This is a genomic window from Streptomyces sp. NPDC029466 (genome assembly GCF_055574515.1).
In genome coordinates this window covers 61,995-76,794 of sequence record NZ_JBVHZH010000031.1, presented here as the reverse complement: position 1 = coordinate 76,794, position 14,800 = coordinate 61,995, and the positions used below count along the sequence as shown (strand labels likewise).

Below are 14,800 nucleotides of genomic sequence, written 5' to 3'. Positions count from 1 at the left end.
TCATGACGCCCTCCCCGCATTCCCCAGCGGTCCGCAGGCTGGGGCACCTCGTCGGCGCCTACGGCCTCCTGGCGCTCACCGCCCTGCTGTTCCTGGCCTTCTCCCTCGCCCTGCCGGATACTTTCCCCACCCTGGACAACATCTCCGAGATCCTGTCCAACCAGTCGATCCCCGCCCTCCTCGCGCTCGGTGCGATGATCCCCATCGTCACCGGCAATTTCGACCTGTCCATCGGCTATGGGCTCGGCCTCGCGCATGTGATGACGATGCAGCTGCTCGCGCATGCGGCGTGGCCCTGGCCGCTCGCCTGCCTCGTGGTGGTGGCCGGCGGGGCGGTCGTCGGCACCTTCAACGGCATCGTGGTCGAATTCGCGAAGATCAACTCTTTTATCGCCACCCTCGGCACCGGCAGCATCCTGTACGCCCTCACCGGCTGGATCACCAACGGGGCCCGCATCATCCCCGGCCCACAAGGACTGCCGGCCGCCTTCACCGACCTCTACGACTCCAGGTTCCTCGGCCTGCCGGTCTGCGCCTTCTACGTCCTCGCCCTCACCGCCGTGCTGTGGCTGCTCCTGGAAAGGCTGCCCCTCGGCCGGTATCTGTACGTCATCGGCTCCAACCCCCGCGCCGCCGACCTGCTGGGCATCCCCTCCCGGCGCTACGTCATCTACGCGTTCGCCGGATCGGGCCTGGTCGTCGGTATCGCCGGGGTCCTGCTCGCCGCGCAGCAGCGCATCGGCAATCCCAGCGTCGGCCTGGACTATCTGCTGCCCGCGTTCGTCGGTGCGCTGCTCGGCTCGACCGCGATCAAACCCGGTCGCCCGAACGCGCTGGGGACGCTGGTCGCGGTCGTCATCCTCGCCATCGGCCTGGCCGGCATCGGCCAGTTCGGCGCCCAGTTCTGGGTCACGCCGCTGTTCAACGGCGCCACGCTGCTCCTCGCCGTCGGTATGGCCGGTTACGCCGCGCGCCGACAGTTGCGCCACCGACGGGCGGAGCCGCCCCGAGCCCGCCAGGACCCGCGCAAAGTCACCTCGTGACTGCCCATCACCGTGTCGTCCCTCGGCGAGGAGCGCCTGTGCACCCGAACCACACGACCGCCCTCGGCCTCACCGTCGCCGTGGCGGTGGTGGCCGCTGCCCTCGCCGGCTGTGAGCGCGGCGCCTCGACCGGTGGCGGGCCCTCCGCCCCGGGGCCGACGACGCCCGGCTGCCCCGCCGTACTGGCCGGTGCCCAGGCGGCGGTGCAACGGGCCATGAAGACCAACCCCGCATGGCACGGCCCTACCCGTGGCCCCCGGGCGGTGCCCGGCAAAAGCATCGTCTATGTCGCCCAGACCATGACCAACCCCGGTGTCGCCGGTGCGGCCAAGGGGGTACGGGAGGCCGCGAAGGCGCTCGGCTGGAACGTCCGGGTGATCGATGGCCAGGGCACTCCCGCCGGGATCCAGGCGGCCTTCAGCCAGGCCCTCGCCCTGCGGCCCTCGGGCATCGTGATCGGCGGCTTCGACCCCAAGCTGACATCGCAGCAGGTCGCCAAGGCCAACGCCCGGCACATTCCGCTCGTCGGCTGGCATGCCGTCGACTCCCCCGGCCCGAGCAAGGACCCCGAGCTGTTCAGCAACATCACCACCAGGGTAAAAAATGTCGCGCAGATCAGCGCGGACTGGGTCATCGCGCATTCCCACGGCCACGCCGGAGCCGTCGTGTTCACGGACGCCTCGATCCCCTTCGCCAGAAACAAATCCGAGCTGATCAAGAAAGGGCTGGCCACCTGCGACGGTGTACGGCTGCTGGCGGAGGAGAACATCCCCATCCCGGACAGCAGCAGCCGGACTCCCCAGCAGGTTTCCTCGCTCCTCTCCCGCTTCCGGGACCGGTGGACCTACTCCGTCGCCATCAACGATGTGTATTTCGCCGACGCCGCCCCGGCCTTGCGGGCAGCGGGTAAGAAAGGTGCCGGTGCCCCCTTCAACATCGGCGCGGGTGATGGCGATCCCTCCGCCTTCCAGCGCATCAACAGCCGGCAGTTCCAGGCCGCCACCGTTCCCGAGCCGCTCTCCCAGCAGGGCTGGCAGATCCTCGACGAATTCAACCGCGCCTTCTCCGGCGAACCCCCCAGTGGATATGTCGCTCCCGTGCATATCTCCACGGCCGCCAACACCGGTGGGGCCATCACCTGGGACCCGCCCGGCTACCGTGCGGCGTATCTGAATATCTGGGGCAAGTAAGAGAGTTGCTGGAAGACCTCCCCGGGCCTGATCCACTGGTGCGTCCCGCTCCCGTGTCCCAGGCGGCTTGCGTATCCCCTGGTCGTGACCCCTTTCTGCGTTCCGGTGTCCCGAACCGCCCGGCTCTCGTTGCGGCTGGGACGGATCACCCCACAGGCTCGGATCACCGGAGCACCACATCGACGCCACCCCGGTGGCGCGGATTGCGCTCCGGGTTCGACATTCGAGCAAGGAGAACTTGTGATCTCAAAAACGAAGAAGGTAGCGCGGTCCGCGGCCGTGGCCTTCGCCGCAGCCGCCGCGTTCACCGTGACCGTCCCGACCGGCAACGCCTTCGCCATCGACAAGGTCCCCTGCCGCGGTGGGGAGAACTTCCTCAAGATCTGGTCGCACAGCGACGGGCAGCAGAGCGTGGACTGCTACGCGAACGCGGGGAAGATTTCCTTCGGCGGGTGGTGGGTCGACAAGATCTCCACGGGGAACAACGACTTAATCTACTACGACGCGAACGGCGATTCGGTGAAGATCGAACGGTGGCACGAGATCTCCTTCCCGAACCGCCCGCCGAAGGTCAACGACATCGAAATCCTGTGACGAGTCAACGATGAGTCGACGGGGCGGCATGGGCCCGGGATGGCCGTTTGCCACTGGGTGTCCATTCCTGGATATCGCCACTTCCCGGACGGGCGCCGGCATTTCCGCCGCGTGAATCCGCCCGCACCCGGCTCACTGATGCCGGCCACGTCCTCCTGGCGTGGCCGGCATCGGCATGAGCGGCTCCAACGGCGTCCCGTGGCCGGCCGACTTCCCCACCACTACCGTCAAGGGCACCTGGTGTCGGTCAACGTGTCGGTCAACAGCTCACTGGACTCTTTGACACCCGAGGGTGGGCATCGGCCCCCCGGCGCGAGAGCAAGGGGCAGTTTCGTATGACGTCGATGGCTACTCCTCCTCCCGCTTGATCCACTCGCTGCCGCCCAATGGGTAGTCGTAGCCGGGGCGGCCGGCGTCGGCACTGGTGTGGAACGGGGTGCCGCGGTTGTCGATGTGCACGGTGCCGCGGCGGTTCCCGCTGGACCAGTCCAGGGCGAGGTCCCAGCGGACGTCGTGCGCCTTGGTGTGGGCGGTGACGTAGAAGACTTCCGGGTCGGACTCGCTGATCTTGTACGGGAAGTCGCGCTGGCCGTTCTTGACGGTGATGGAGGGGCTGCCGTTGTCGAGGTCGATGTCGAATGACTTGGTCTCGACGTTGCCGCCGCATCCGACGCCCATCGAGTAGTCGTTCCAGGCAAGCGGGGCGCCCTTCGCGACGACGCGTACATGCAGGGCTTCCAGGACAACGGTCTCTTTCCCGGTGCCCTGCACGGTGAACGCGACCCGCTGCTCCCCCGAGGAGGCCGCTCCGTACGCGGCGGCCCAACGGGGCGCGTCCCGCTCGGCAGCGGGCGGGCCGACGTGTTCGGGCTCCCTGTCGACCAGGAAGTGCTGACTGCACGGGGTGTCGTAGACATACGGGCGGGTGGCGACGTTGACCCGTACGCCGTCTGCGGGCTCGCCGCCGCTCTCGCCTTTGGGGGCGGGGGACTCTGACGCCGAGGCGGAGGGTCTGCCGGTCTTCGCGCTGTGCGACGGAGAAGGAGTGGCCGACGGGGACCGCCCCTTGTCGTGTGCACGGGCGGAACCGGTGCTGCGGGGAGTGCCGGTGCCGGCTCGGTCGGTCCCGGCGGACTTCTGCCCGCTGCCATCGCCTCCGGAGGACGGCAGATTCACGGCCAGTACGACGGCTCCCAGAGCGGCTGCCGCGGCGACGGAGGCGAGGAGCGTGAAGCGGCGCCGACGGGGCGGCACGGGAGCGGACCGGGCAGCACCGCCGACAGCCGGTTCCTCACTTCCGCCGGCCTCACGGGGATCACTGGTCTCGCTGGTCTCACCGGCCTCACCGGGATTGCCAGCCTCATCAGCCTCACTGGGCTCGTGGGCCTCGGGCTCGTCGGCCCCGGCACCGCGCACCACCGCCCCTCCCGGCCCCGGCCGCTGGCGGCCCCGCGCCGCATCCGCCAGAATCCACCGCCGGTGCAGCTCGATCAGTTCCTCGGGGGTGGCCCGGCACACCCGCGCGAGCCGCTCGGCCGGCGCGTATGCGGTCGGCACCGCGCTGCCGCGGCAGTAGCGGTGCAGCGTCGAGGTGCTCATGTGCAGCCGCTTGGCGAGCGTCCCGTAGCTCAGCCCCGAGCGTTCCTTCAACTCGCGTAAGAACTCCGCGAACGCGTCCGCGTCCCCGGCCTCCCCCATCGCCCCAGACATCGTTGTTCCCCTTCCCCGCCTGACCCGGCGCGTCCCATTTCCGCGTTCCAGGCCCTTAGATGTCCGCTGGCCGAAGTCCGTTCTGTGTTCCAGCATCCCCAACTGCCCAATATTCGTGGCGGCTGGGACGAATCACCCCGCAATCTCCGTTCAGCCAAGCACCACACCCACCGCAGCATCGAAGGAGCTCACCAGATGGCCACCGTCCGGAACTCCCGCACCCGCCTACTGGCCGCCGCCGCGACCGGCGCACTCGCCGTCCTTTCCGTGACGGCATGCAGCAACGGCTCGGACGTCCGCAGCGAGGGCGCGGCCACGGACGCCGCCGCCACCGTGTCGGCCTCCGCCTTCACGGCACCCGGCGCCGGCTCCTCCCGCCACGATGCGAAGCCCGCGCTCGCCGGATCGCGGCCGGCCACGAGCACGCACGTGACGAAGACCCTCGCGGCGTCGGGGAACGGCAGGACCGGGACCGGCGGCAAGGCCGTCACCTGCCAGGGCTCCAACAGCAAGACGGTCGCGACCCCCCTGAACCGCCCCGTGAACCACATGCTGCTCACGGTCACCAACACCGGCCGCAGCACCTGCTACCTCTACACCTACCCAGCCGTCCGCTTCGGTGAGGCCCAGTCGGTGCCGCCGGCCATCGAGGCCTCCCGCCCGCAGGCCGTCGTCACCCTCAAGCCGGGCGAGTCCGGCTACGCCTCGGTGAATCTGTCCGCGACCGACGGCAGCGGCTCCCACGGCCGCACGGAGAAGTCCCTGGCCGTCTACTTCCACGGCCCCTCCGGCAATGAGAGCGTCGGCACAAGTGCCCACCCCGCACTGCCCGCCAAGGGTGTGTACATCGACGACTCCCTCAAGGTCACGTACTGGCAGCAGTCGTTGGACGACGCCGTCGAGTGGTGACACCTCCGCCGATGCGGCGTTCTCCTGCCCGCTTCCCTCGGGGGATGGCCGTCAGTGCCCTGGCCGGGCACGGGACCCGGGCCGCGCATGCTGTGTGCGCCAGGCGCTCGGACTGATGCCGAAGTGGTCGCGGAACCAGCGCGAGAAGGTTCCCGGGCAGGAGAATCCGAGCAGACCGGCGATCTCCGTGAGGGGGCGCCCGGAGTCTGCGACGTACCGGCGCGCCAGGCGGCTACGAACCGAGTCGAGCATCGAGGAGTAGCCCTCCCCGCGTTCGGCGAGGCGACGTTGGAGGGTTCTGGGGTCGAGGTCGAAGTCGCGTGCCAGTCGTTCGAGTGAGCATCGCCCGGTGGGCAGAAGTTCCTCGACGAGGCGGCGAGCGCGGTCGACGAGGACACCGCCGGGCGCCGCGGGGATGTTCTTGAGGAACTGCCGGGTATAGGGCCGCAGTCTCGGATCGGCGAGGGTGTTGGGTGCCTCAAGGTCCGAGTCGCAGAGGAGAACACCGGAACGCGGCTGATGGAAGGTGACAGCGGGGCCCAGCACACGGTGGTAGGGGGAGGGATCGTCCGGGGCGGTCCGGGTGAAGGTGACGCCGACCGGCTGCCGGCCGGGCCCGAGGAGTCTGCCGACGAGTCGGTGGCAGACGCCGACCAGCATGTCCGTTCCCTGGTGGCGATGGTCGGCCGGCGAGTCCAGTGCCAGGTCCACCCAGAGGCCGGCCAGCCCGTCGCTGACGACGATCTGTGCCCGAAGTGCCTCGTTGTAGCGGCGGAACTGTTGGATCAGCAGGTCGAGGACGCTCCGTACGGTCAGCTCCTCGCGGGCGACGAGGCCGATCGGGCCGAGGTTGGAGAACCGGCTGAGCTCCGCGAGCCGGAGGCCGAGGTCGGGGCAGCCAGTGGCGGCAGCGGTGTGTTCCAGAAGCTCGATGCCCGCGGCCACCGGGAGCCACTGGTCAGGGTCCGCCAACGCGGCCGGGTCGAGCCCCACGGCTCGCATCAGGGCCGACGGATCCCCTCCGAAGGAGCGCACCAGATCGGGGTAGTTGGCCAGAACCGTGGTGCGGGCGAGCGGGTGCACAGCAAGCGACCTCCCCAACGCCGGCCGACTGTCGTGAAAGGCTAAGCCAGGTGTCGTGATCCGAAAAGCGCGTTCCCCGGCGGCGAGATAGCGTCCTCGTCCGAACGTCCGGTGCCCGCCGTGGCAGGAACCCTTCCTCGTTCGCCTCCGGCGCGACCGGGCGTTCCGTATCCGAGCATCGAGGAGGCATCGCGTGACCACGACCGAGACCCAGGCCACCGAGTTGACCGCCCCGGCCGCCGAGGCGTACGTCTTCGCCTACCCTCTGGTCACCATGGAGCTGACCAGGCGTCAGATGACCACTCCGGGCTCGTCCGTCCTCGGCCACGCGCCGCTGAACAGTTTCGCGCACATGCCGTTCACCCCGGACGCCTCGTTCGAGGGTGTGGTCAGCCCGAACGCGGACACCCTGTACTCGATGGCCTGGCTGGATCTCTCGGCCGGGCCGGTGCAGCTGTCCATGGCCGCGACGCCGGGGCGGTACTTCCTGCTGCCGCTCTACGACGCCTGGACCAACGTCTTCGCCTGCCCGGGCACCCGGACCACGGGCAGCGGCGCCCGCGAGTTCGCGCTGGTCGGCCCCGGCTGGCAGGGCGAACTGCCCGAGGCGATGGAGCGGATCGACGCCCCGACCTCCCTGACGGCGATCGTCGGCCGTACTCAGGTCAACGGTGTGCAGGACTATCCGGCCGTGCACCGCGTCCAGGCCGGTTACCGGCTGACGCCGCTGACGGACGCCCCCGCCCCCACGGTCGCAGGCCCCGGCCCGGTGGATCTGGTGACCGCTCCGGTCGACCAGGCCGCCGCGCTCGACGCCGCCACCTTCTTCGCGATGACCGCCCATCTCATGGCGGACAACCCGGCCAAGCCGGAGGACGCTCCGGTCGTCGAGCGAATGGCGCCGCTCGGCGTGGTCCCTGGCCGGCCGTTCGACTGGGACGCGCTGAGCCCCCAGGCGCAGCGGGCCATCACCGAAGGCACCGCCGAGGGCCTGGCCCGGGTGCGGTCCGCGAGCCGCACGCCGCGTGCGGAGGTGCGTGACGGCTGGATGACCCCGTACGACCTCGGCAGCTATGGCACGGACTACCTTCAGCGGGCCGCGATCACCGCGGTGGGTCTGGGCGCGAACCTCCCCCAGGACGCCGTCTACTCGATGTGCCGGACCGACGCCGACGACCGGCCCCTGCACGGCAGCAACCGCTACCAGCTGCCCTTCGAGGCCGGCAACCTGCCGCCGGTGAACGCCTTCTGGTCGCTGACCATGTACAACGACCGGCAGTTCTTCGTCGACAACGCGATCAACCGCTATGCCATCGGCGACCGTGACGCGCTGGAGTTCCACTCCGACGGGTCACTGACGCTGCTGATCCAGCACGCCTCGCCGGGCGAGCGCCTGGAGTCCAACTGGCTTCCGGCACCGGAGGGCTCCTTCAACGTCATGCTGCGCATGTTCTGGCCCCGGCCCGAAGTCCTGGAGCGCACCTGGCACGCGCCGGCCCTCTGCCGCATCGGCTGACCGGGCGGGAGTGGACGAAGACGACCGGCGTTCTCAGTTGCGGGGCAGGAGGGACCCCAGCGGCCCCAGGTCGAGGTTGAGGTCCTCAAGGCGCAGGTCGTGCTGCTCGCACAGCTCGGTCATCCGCGCTTCGAGATGCATCAGGGTCTCCCCGATGTGTTCCACCTGCTCCTCGCTCAGATCGCCCTGCTCCACGCGGCGGATGGCCTGACGCTCCATCAACTGCCGTAGCAGCTCCACCACGGTGAGTACCAGAGAGACCAGATCGCGGCCCATTCGCTCACGGTCGAGGTCGAATCTGCTCTCCGGCGTCCCCGGCGTTCCTCCGGTCACCGCGGGGCCTCCGGTCACAGCGGGCCTCCGTCCGACCACGGCGCGGGGACGCGTTCGTTGACCGAGGACAGCAGTGCGTGCAGGGAGAGCCGGACCAGCGGTACCTCGGCGATGGCGATGACCAGGTCGCCGCTGACCACGACCCCGGTGGACAGGACGCGGTCCAGGAGGTCGACCAGCGGCACCCCGATCGGCCCGGCGAGTGGACCCGGGGTGTCCCAGGGGACGGGCTCGTGAACGGTCACCGCTCACACCTCCCCGGCGAAGGAGTACGGCGCCCAGGGGCCGGAGACCTCGACCTCCGCGCCGGTACGACGCCGCAGGAGCTCCACCGCGTCGAGGAGCTCCTTCTCGCGCACGGTGGTCACCAGGTAGGCGGCGTTGAGCACTTGCAGCCGGTGCGGCTCCCCCGTCATCTCCTGGGTGTGCGGGCGGAGCCGGCGGGTGGCGGTGGCCAGGCGGCTCAGGGCGGCATCGATGTCCTCGGCGGTCCGCAGCGCCCGGTCGTGGTGCTGCTCGCGCGCCTGGTGCAGCCCGCGCTTCCGCTCCAGGTAGGCACGGCCCGCCCCGCCGCCGTTCCGGGAAGCTGCGGACGGCGCGCTCCGTGGACCCTCGGACACGGTCGCCGGGAGACTGACCTTCACGCCCCATTCGGCGTGGCCCTCGATACGGGCGAGCGCCGCGGCGAAGCGGTCCCGGTCCGCGCCGAGGGCCTGTTGTGCCCGCTCGTCGCCGCGGTAGAGGGTGGCGAGCGCCAGCGGCACCGTCGGCCCGCAGGCGGCGGCCGCGGTCACCACCTCGTGGTGCGCGCGGGCGCAGCGCTCCAGTTCGGCACGGTCCGCCAGCCGCTGCTGCCAGGCGTCCTCGGTGAAGCCGTCGGCCGGTACGTGCTGGACGACCGCGGTGAGCGGACCGAGCGGCAGGGTGCGCACGGGGAAGCCCGCGGCGAGGCCCGCGAGCCCGCTGAGGGCAGCCGGGTCCAGCCGGCGGCACACCGCATAGACATAGGTCGCGGTCGCGGTCTCGGTCTCCGGGGCGCCGGGCTGCTCCCTCGTCATGACCCCGCCTTGTCCTTCGTCCGGGAGGAGGACGCTTCGCCGTCGTCGGCCGGCTCCAGTGCTTCCAGCCGCTCGCGCAACCGGGCGTTCTCCTCGCGCAGTTCACTCCGCGCCGCCTTGGAGCTGAGCGCCGGATCGGTCTCCCACCAGTCGATCCCGGCCTTCCTGGCCGTCTCCACCGAGGCGACGAACAGCCGCAGCCTGATGGTGAGCAGCTCGATGTCCAGCAGATCGATTTTGATGTCCCCGGCGATGACAATGCCCTTGTCGAGGACGCGTTCGAGGATGTCGGCGAGGTTCGCGGTGCTGGGACCGTTGGCAGGAGGAGCGGCCGGTCGGTAGTCGACATCGGTCATGTGGTCACTCCTTCCTCTTCGTCGCGTACGGGGCGGGGGTGGCTCCGGAGCGCCGGTCAGCTCTCGTACAGCAGGTCGAGCAGCTGCTCCTCTTCCTGCTCGAACGCCGCCTTGCTGAGGTGCCCGGCTTCGTACTCCTGGTTCAGCGCGGCGAGCCGGGCGCGGATGATGACCGGGTCGTGCAGCTCGCGGTCGGCCGCCCGGGCGAGTTGGTCGGCCACCCAGACCACTCCCCGCACCGGGGCGAGCGGCAGTGTGAGCACTCCGGTGATCAGCCCCATGTCAGCCGCCGGCCCTTCCCGCGAGCACCTGCGGTTCCAGGAAGCTGTAGCAGGGCAACGGTCCCGCCACCCGCAGGGCGACGCGCTCGCGCCGGTCCTGGGCGAGGCGCTCCGCCTCCGCGGCGAATTCGGCACTGTCACTCCGGTCCACCAGGAACGACATATTGATCTGGCAGCCGGATACCTCCGGCCCGGGGCGGACCGCATGAGCCCAGGGCTTCAGCTCGCGCACGATTTCCTGGCCCGCTTCGGCGGCCCGGCGGGACAGCGCGGTCGCCACCGCTTCTCCCAGCCGCATATTGGCCTCGTAGCTCGGCCGCCGGTGCACCTCTTCGCGCAGCCCGCGGATGGTGGCGTCCCCTTTGACGAGCGCGGCGAGCGAGTCGTCGGCCGGCATCGCCTTGACATTGATCTCGACCCGGCCCGCGAGGCTCTCCAGCGCCGCCAGATGGCGTTCCTCGTCGTCGGCGAGCTGACGGCGGATCACCGTCTCGTCCGGCGCCACCATGCCGAAGCGCATCGGCAGGACGGGCCCGCGTTCGGACAGGGCCAGCAGCAGCTCCTGATGCGCCAGCAGGTCGCGACGGCGGGCCCGCAGCTTCGGGGGCGCCTGGCTCACGACCGCGGCGACCCGCCCCTCCTCGATCTTCTCCACGACGCCCGGGGGATCGCCGACTCCGCCCACGTCCGAGGGCAACGGGCGATCGGTCCGGATGATGCCGTAAACGTAGATACCGTCATCCGTCACGGGTCATTCCTCCTCTGCGCGCCGCCGGCGGGAAGCGGCTCCGGACCGGGCGGGACTGCGCCGCCGCCGCTGCGGCTGCGCTTCCTCGTCCGCATCGTCATCCTCGTCATCGCCCTGGCCCACCGCCGAACGGACGGTTTCGCCCACGGATTTGGCGGCGTCTTTCACCTTGCGCTTTCCGATGCCTTTGGCGGCCTGACCGCTGAAGAGTTCGGGAACGGTGACACTTCCCGAATCCCGCTCCAGATCCAGCCGGTTGCACGCCTCCGCGAAACGCAGATAGGTATCCACGCTGGCGACCACGATGCGGGCATCAATCTTCAGAATCTCGATCCCGACCAGGGACACCCGTATGAACACATCGATGACCATCCCGCGGTCCAGGATGAGCTCCATCACGTCGTACAACGTGCCGGCCCTGGGCGGACAGGGAATTACCTCGCCGGACAGGCCGGTATAGGTCGTCATGCTCATCTGGGGTGCCCTTTCAGCTGGTCGGGACGGCGCTCACTGATCGGCCGCACCTCGTCGATAGCGGTGGGTCCGGTAGTACTCGCGCAGTTCGCCCTCGTTGTCGAGCCTTACCTCGTACGTCGCGAGAAGGCTCGTGGTGTCCGGGATCCGCGCCAGTTCCAGCACATCCACCACGACACACCAGCCGTCATCGGTCCGCCGGACCGCCGAAACCCCTTCGGTCGGGTGGCTGATCACGCTCTGCAGCAATTCGGCGGCGCGCTGCGCCACCTCCGCCGGAGTGTTCTCCGGCGTTGATTTCCGTTTACGGGCAGCCGTGGACGACCGCACCCGCGTGCGGGATTGCTCTGCCATACCCCAAGTCTCATCGCCTCCCCGCCCCGCGCATCCTGAGCGGGCCCAATCTGATCAGGCGTCGTGGGAAAGGTGGCGCCGGGTGACGGCCAGGATGGCCATGTCGTCCTCGTGGTCCCCCTCGGTCCAGCGGCCGACATCCTTGGTCACGGCCTCCACCAGCGCCTCGGGTTCGGTGAACCGCCGGCCCAGGCGCCCCGAGCACACCGGGTCGTAGAAGGTGCCCCGCTTGTCCCGCGCCTCGGTGACCCCGTCCGTGATCAGCAGCAGCGAGGCCCCCGGGGGCAGTCGCACCCCGTCGACCGGTACGGAGGCCGCCGGTGTGAGGTCGCCCAGCCCGACGCCGAGGGGCAGCTGAGGGATGGTCGGGTCGAGCCGGACGAGCTGACCGCCGTGCACCAGATACGGGGGTGGATGCCCGCGGTTCACCAGGCTCAGCATCTCGCCGTCGGCGGAGACCTCGGCCAGCACGGCGGTGGTGAAGCCCTCACTGGAGATCACCGGCCCGCTCCGGGCCGCCGCCCTGGCCAGCGCCTCGTCCAGCCGCTGCCCCAGCGTGTTCAGGCTGGGAGCGTATTCGGCCTCCTGACGGAACGCGCCGAGCGCCACCGACACCGCGGCGACGGCCTTGATGCCTTTGCCCCGCACATCGCCGATGATCATCCGTACCCCGAACGGCGTCTCCTGCACCGCGTAGAAGTCACCGCCGATCCGCGCCTCGGCCTGCGCCGCGGTGTACCCGGCGGCCACGGCCAGCGGCCCGGCCTCCTTCGGCGGGTCCGGGAGCACCGCCCGCTGGACCGCCTCCGCGACATCCCTGGCCAGCGCCAGATCGCGGCCCTGCCGCACAATGAGCCGGTTCACCCCGAGCGCCAGCACGCCGATCAGGCCGACCACCGCCAGATCGACCAACAGCGGCGTCGCCGGACGCTCCCGCACGATGTCCAGAGCCACCGAGACCACACAGGTGACGCACACGACCGCGAGCGCGGAGCGGAACGTGAGCGTGGCCCCGGCGACGAGCGGTGCGGCGGCCAGCAGCGGGAGCCCCATATACGGCTCGGGCGCGAAAAGGTTCAGCAGAACGCCGACCAGGAGGGCCAGCGCCGCGAGTATCCAGGGCACCTTCGCCAGCGTGGGTTGCAGGCCATTCACAGCGCATCTCCTGCCGCCGGACCGCGCCCGCGACGCGGCGACCGGCGGACGGTGTGCCGCACCGCCAGGTGCGTCATTCCGATGGCTTCACATATACGCCTTGTGGGCTGGTTGTGCTCGTTACGCACCCGCTCCCGCCGGTGTGACCGGACTCCGGAAGGCGCGTCGTCTCCCATGAGCGGCGCGCCCCGCCCGGCCCGGCTCGTGGCGCCTGGCGCCTCCTAACCGGCCGCCGCCCCCCGCGCGGACGCCGCGGCGAACCAGCGCAGTCCCGGTGTCGTCGCGCCGACCAGGACCACCGCGCCGATGCACAGCAAACCGCCGCTGACCAGGGCCGTCGTGCCGGACGTGGCGTTCGCGACGAGGCCGCCGCGCTGGTTGCCGAGGTCCGGTCCTGCCTGGCCGACGATTTGTTCTGCGGCGCTGACCCGGCCGAGCAGTTCGTCGGGGGTGTGCAGCTGCACGAGGGCGCTTCGGGAGACGACGGAAACGGTGTCGGCGGCGCCCGCCAGGGCCAGGAAGGCCAGGCCGAACCAGGGGTCGGCCGCCAGGCCGAACAGGGCGAGGGCCGCGCCCCAGGTGGCCGAGCCGGCGAGCATGACGAGGCCGGGGCGGGAGCGGCGGGTGAAGCTCCCGGCGAAGAGGGAGGCGACGCCCCCGCCGGCGGCCACGGCGGTCAGGAAGAGGCCGAGCGTGCGGGGGTTGCCGCCGAAGCGTTCCGCGTTGACCTGGGGGAACAGGCTGATCGGCATCGACAGCACGGTGGTGGCCAGGTCCGTGAGGAGCGCGCCGCGGATGACGGGGGTGCGGACCAGGAAGGCCAGGCCGTCCGCCACACCGCGCAGACCGGGCCGCGCGGGCTCGTCGCCGGGGCTCATCCGCGGCAGGCCGTACGCCCCGTAGAACGCGGCGGCGAAGGTGAGGGCGTCGATCAGATAGCAGCCGCCGACGCCCAGCCGGCCCAGGATCAGCCCGCCCAGTGCCGGGCCCGTCAGCATGGCGCCCTGGAAGGAGATCCGGTTCAATGCCAGCCCGGCTGTGAGCTGTTGCTCCGGCAGCAGCCGCGGAATGAAGGTGCGGGACACCGGTCCGCTGCCGGCCGTGAAGCAGGACTCCACCGCGACCAGTAACAGCACCACCGGCGTCGGGAACTGCCCGACGATCCCTTGCAGGGCGAGCAGGAGCACGCACCCGGCCTGGCCGGTGGTCATGATCAGGTAGAACTTCCGCCGGTCCACGCGGTCGACGACCGACCCGATGAAGAGGCCGAGCACGATGAGCGGGACGGCCTGGGCCAGGCCGACGGCCCCGGTCCAGACGGTGCTGTGGGTCGTCTGCCAGACCTGGAACATCACGGTGACCAGGGTCATGTGGCCGCCGAGCCGGGAGAGCGCCTGGCCGAGCCACAGCCGCCGGAACGGTGCCGATTGCCGCAGCGGGGTCACATCGAGCAGCGCGTGCTTCACTCCCATGCGGGGTCCTCGGCGAGCTTCTCGGCGATCCGGTCGTGGAAGCTCTTGTGCGCGAGAAGCCGCTCGATATCGGCGACGACCCGGGTCAGCGGATAGGGGAGCTCGGCCTCGATCTCGGCAACGGCCGCCTCGGTGGCGCGCCACTCCGCGGCCAGCCGTCCGACGATGCCGCGGGCCCGGTCCGTGAGCGTCACCGTCTTGCTGCGCGCGTCGTCGCCCGCCGTGGTCTCCACCCAGCCGGCCGCGCGCATCGCGGCCACCTTCTGGCTGAGCGCGGAGTGCGTCCGGCCGACCGACTCGGCCAGTGCGGTGATGGTCATCGGCCCGCGGGCGTGGAGCCGGAGCAGCTCCAGGACGAAGCTCGGCTTGAGCCCGGTGATCCGTTCCTCGGTGTAGAGCCGGGCGATGTCCGCGTCCATCGCTGCCTGGAGCAGTCGCAGCGGCTGCCACAGGGTCTGCTCGGTGGGATCGAACGTGGGGTCCTCGGCCATCCGCGGATCGTAACAGCGCTTATGTAAGTGCTG

At 70.4% G+C, this 14,800-nt stretch carries 18 protein-coding genes; 5 read left to right on the top strand and 13 right to left on the bottom strand.

The window, feature by feature from the left end; genetic code table 11:
- Positions 1-2 precede the first annotated feature (2 nt).
- The 3 genes from ACZ4XD_RS23255 (at position 3) to ACZ4XD_RS23245 (ending at position 2,827) form a co-directional block, all read left to right on the top strand.
- Entirely contained in the window at positions 3-1,043 is a 1,041-nt protein-coding gene (locus tag ACZ4XD_RS23255) for an ABC transporter permease (RefSeq protein WP_468044924.1), read from the top strand.
- Positions 1,044-1,081: 38 nt separating this feature from the next.
- Positions 1,082-2,233, top strand: a complete 1,152-nt coding sequence (locus ACZ4XD_RS23250; RefSeq protein WP_468044922.1) for a substrate-binding domain-containing protein — start codon at positions 1,082-1,084, stop codon at positions 2,231-2,233.
- A 240-nt stretch (positions 2,234-2,473) separates the two neighbouring features.
- Entirely contained in the window at positions 2,474-2,827 is a 354-nt protein-coding gene (locus tag ACZ4XD_RS23245) for a beta/gamma crystallin domain-containing protein (RefSeq protein ID WP_468044920.1), read from the top strand.
- A 348-nt stretch (positions 2,828-3,175) separates the two neighbouring features.
- On the opposite strand, the gene ACZ4XD_RS23240 is transcribed toward ACZ4XD_RS23245, so the two are convergent.
- The gene (locus ACZ4XD_RS23240) at positions 3,176-4,537 is read right to left on the bottom strand and encodes a helix-turn-helix domain-containing protein (RefSeq protein ID WP_468044918.1); all 1,362 of its coding nucleotides are present in this window, start codon (positions 4,535-4,537) and stop codon (positions 3,176-3,178) included.
- Positions 4,538-4,732: 195 nt separating this feature from the next.
- Here ACZ4XD_RS23240 and ACZ4XD_RS23235 point away from each other — a divergent pair, with 195 nt between their 5' ends.
- Complete coding sequence (locus ACZ4XD_RS23235) at positions 4,733-5,446, top strand: DUF4232 domain-containing protein (protein ID WP_468044916.1); 714 nt, start codon at positions 4,733-4,735, stop codon at positions 5,444-5,446.
- 51 nt (positions 5,447-5,497) lie between these two features.
- On the opposite strand, the gene ACZ4XD_RS23230 is transcribed toward ACZ4XD_RS23235, so the two are convergent.
- Entirely contained in the window at positions 5,498-6,529 is a 1,032-nt protein-coding gene (locus ACZ4XD_RS23230) for an AraC family transcriptional regulator (RefSeq protein WP_468044914.1), read from the bottom strand.
- A 193-nt stretch (positions 6,530-6,722) separates the two neighbouring features.
- Between ACZ4XD_RS23230 and ACZ4XD_RS23225 the strand changes: the two genes are divergently transcribed.
- Positions 6,723-8,045 (top strand): DUF1254 domain-containing protein, encoded by a 1,323-nt coding sequence (locus ACZ4XD_RS23225; protein WP_468044912.1) that lies wholly within the window; start codon positions 6,723-6,725, stop codon positions 8,043-8,045.
- 33 nt (positions 8,046-8,078) lie between these two features.
- Here the strand turns inward: ACZ4XD_RS23225 and ACZ4XD_RS23220 are convergent, their stop codons facing one another.
- From ACZ4XD_RS23220 to ACZ4XD_RS23170, 11 genes are all read right to left on the bottom strand, one after another.
- Positions 8,079-8,396, bottom strand: a complete 318-nt coding sequence (locus tag ACZ4XD_RS23220; protein WP_468044910.1) for a gas vesicle protein K — start codon at positions 8,394-8,396, stop codon at positions 8,079-8,081.
- A complete protein-coding gene (locus tag ACZ4XD_RS23215; protein ID WP_468044908.1) occupies positions 8,393-8,623 on the bottom strand; it encodes a gas vesicle protein in 231 nt (76 codons plus the stop codon). The genes ACZ4XD_RS23220 and ACZ4XD_RS23215 overlap by 4 nt, the downstream gene beginning before the upstream one ends.
- Before the next feature lie 3 nt (positions 8,624-8,626).
- Positions 8,627-9,436, bottom strand: a complete 810-nt coding sequence (locus ACZ4XD_RS23210; RefSeq protein ID WP_468044906.1) for a GvpL/GvpF family gas vesicle protein — start codon at positions 9,434-9,436, stop codon at positions 8,627-8,629.
- Positions 9,433-9,792, bottom strand: a complete 360-nt coding sequence (locus tag ACZ4XD_RS23205) for a gas vesicle protein (RefSeq protein WP_251085591.1) — start codon at positions 9,790-9,792, stop codon at positions 9,433-9,435. Before ACZ4XD_RS23205 ends, ACZ4XD_RS23210 begins: the two co-directional genes overlap by 4 nt.
- 56 nt (positions 9,793-9,848) lie before the next feature.
- Entirely contained in the window at positions 9,849-10,073 is a 225-nt protein-coding gene (locus ACZ4XD_RS23200; RefSeq protein WP_468044904.1) for a gas vesicle protein GvpG, read from the bottom strand.
- Between the two features lies 1 nt (position 10,074).
- On the bottom strand, positions 10,075-10,821 hold the full coding sequence (locus ACZ4XD_RS23195; protein ID WP_468044902.1) for a GvpL/GvpF family gas vesicle protein: 747 nt from the start codon (positions 10,819-10,821) through the stop codon (positions 10,075-10,077).
- Between the two features lie 3 nt (positions 10,822-10,824).
- The gene (locus ACZ4XD_RS23190; RefSeq protein ID WP_468044900.1) at positions 10,825-11,295 is read right to left on the bottom strand and encodes a gas vesicle structural protein GvpA; all 471 of its coding nucleotides are present in this window, start codon (positions 11,293-11,295) and stop codon (positions 10,825-10,827) included.
- A gap of 33 nt (positions 11,296-11,328) precedes the next feature.
- Positions 11,329-11,649, bottom strand: coding sequence for a gas vesicle protein GvpO (locus tag ACZ4XD_RS23185; RefSeq protein ID WP_468044898.1), 321 nt, complete (start codon positions 11,647-11,649; stop codon positions 11,329-11,331).
- 54 nt (positions 11,650-11,703) lie between these two features.
- Positions 11,704-12,804, bottom strand: a complete 1,101-nt coding sequence (locus tag ACZ4XD_RS23180; protein ID WP_468044896.1) for a PP2C family protein-serine/threonine phosphatase — start codon at positions 12,802-12,804, stop codon at positions 11,704-11,706.
- A 221-nt stretch (positions 12,805-13,025) separates the two neighbouring features.
- Positions 13,026-14,276 (bottom strand): MFS transporter, encoded by a 1,251-nt coding sequence (locus ACZ4XD_RS23175; RefSeq protein WP_468044894.1) that lies wholly within the window; start codon positions 14,274-14,276, stop codon positions 13,026-13,028.
- A complete protein-coding gene (locus ACZ4XD_RS23170; protein ID WP_468044892.1) occupies positions 14,267-14,767 on the bottom strand; it encodes a MarR family winged helix-turn-helix transcriptional regulator in 501 nt (166 codons plus the stop codon). The genes ACZ4XD_RS23175 and ACZ4XD_RS23170 overlap by 10 nt, the downstream gene beginning before the upstream one ends.
- Positions 14,768-14,800 lie beyond the last annotated feature (33 nt).

Excerpts from the sequence above, each read along its gene's own strand:
- ACZ4XD_RS23170 (WP_468044892.1), bottom strand. The coding sequence starts at position 14,767 with ATGGCCGAGGACCCCACGTTCGATCCCACCGAGCAGACCCTGTGGCAG.
- ACZ4XD_RS23205 (WP_251085591.1), bottom strand. The coding sequence starts at position 9,792 with ATGACCGATGTCGACTACCGACCGGCCGCTCCTCCTGCCAACGGTCCC.
- ACZ4XD_RS23240 (WP_468044918.1), bottom strand. The coding sequence starts at position 4,537 with ATGTCTGGGGCGATGGGGGAGGCCGGGGACGCGGACGCGTTCGCGGAG.
- ACZ4XD_RS23235 (WP_468044916.1), top strand. The coding sequence starts at position 4,733 with ATGGCCACCGTCCGGAACTCCCGCACCCGCCTACTGGCCGCCGCCGCG.
- ACZ4XD_RS23200 (WP_468044904.1), bottom strand. The coding sequence starts at position 10,073 with ATGGGGCTGATCACCGGAGTGCTCACACTGCCGCTCGCCCCGGTGCGG.
- ACZ4XD_RS23175 (WP_468044894.1), bottom strand. The coding sequence starts at position 14,276 with ATGGGAGTGAAGCACGCGCTGCTCGATGTGACCCCGCTGCGGCAATCG.
- ACZ4XD_RS23255 (WP_468044924.1), top strand. The coding sequence starts at position 3 with ATGACGCCCTCCCCGCATTCCCCAGCGGTCCGCAGGCTGGGGCACCTC.
- ACZ4XD_RS23210 (WP_468044906.1), bottom strand. The coding sequence starts at position 9,436 with ATGACGAGGGAGCAGCCCGGCGCCCCGGAGACCGAGACCGCGACCGCG.
- ACZ4XD_RS23190 (WP_468044900.1), bottom strand. The coding sequence starts at position 11,295 with ATGAGCATGACGACCTATACCGGCCTGTCCGGCGAGGTAATTCCCTGT.
- ACZ4XD_RS23185 (WP_468044898.1), bottom strand. The coding sequence starts at position 11,649 with ATGGCAGAGCAATCCCGCACGCGGGTGCGGTCGTCCACGGCTGCCCGT.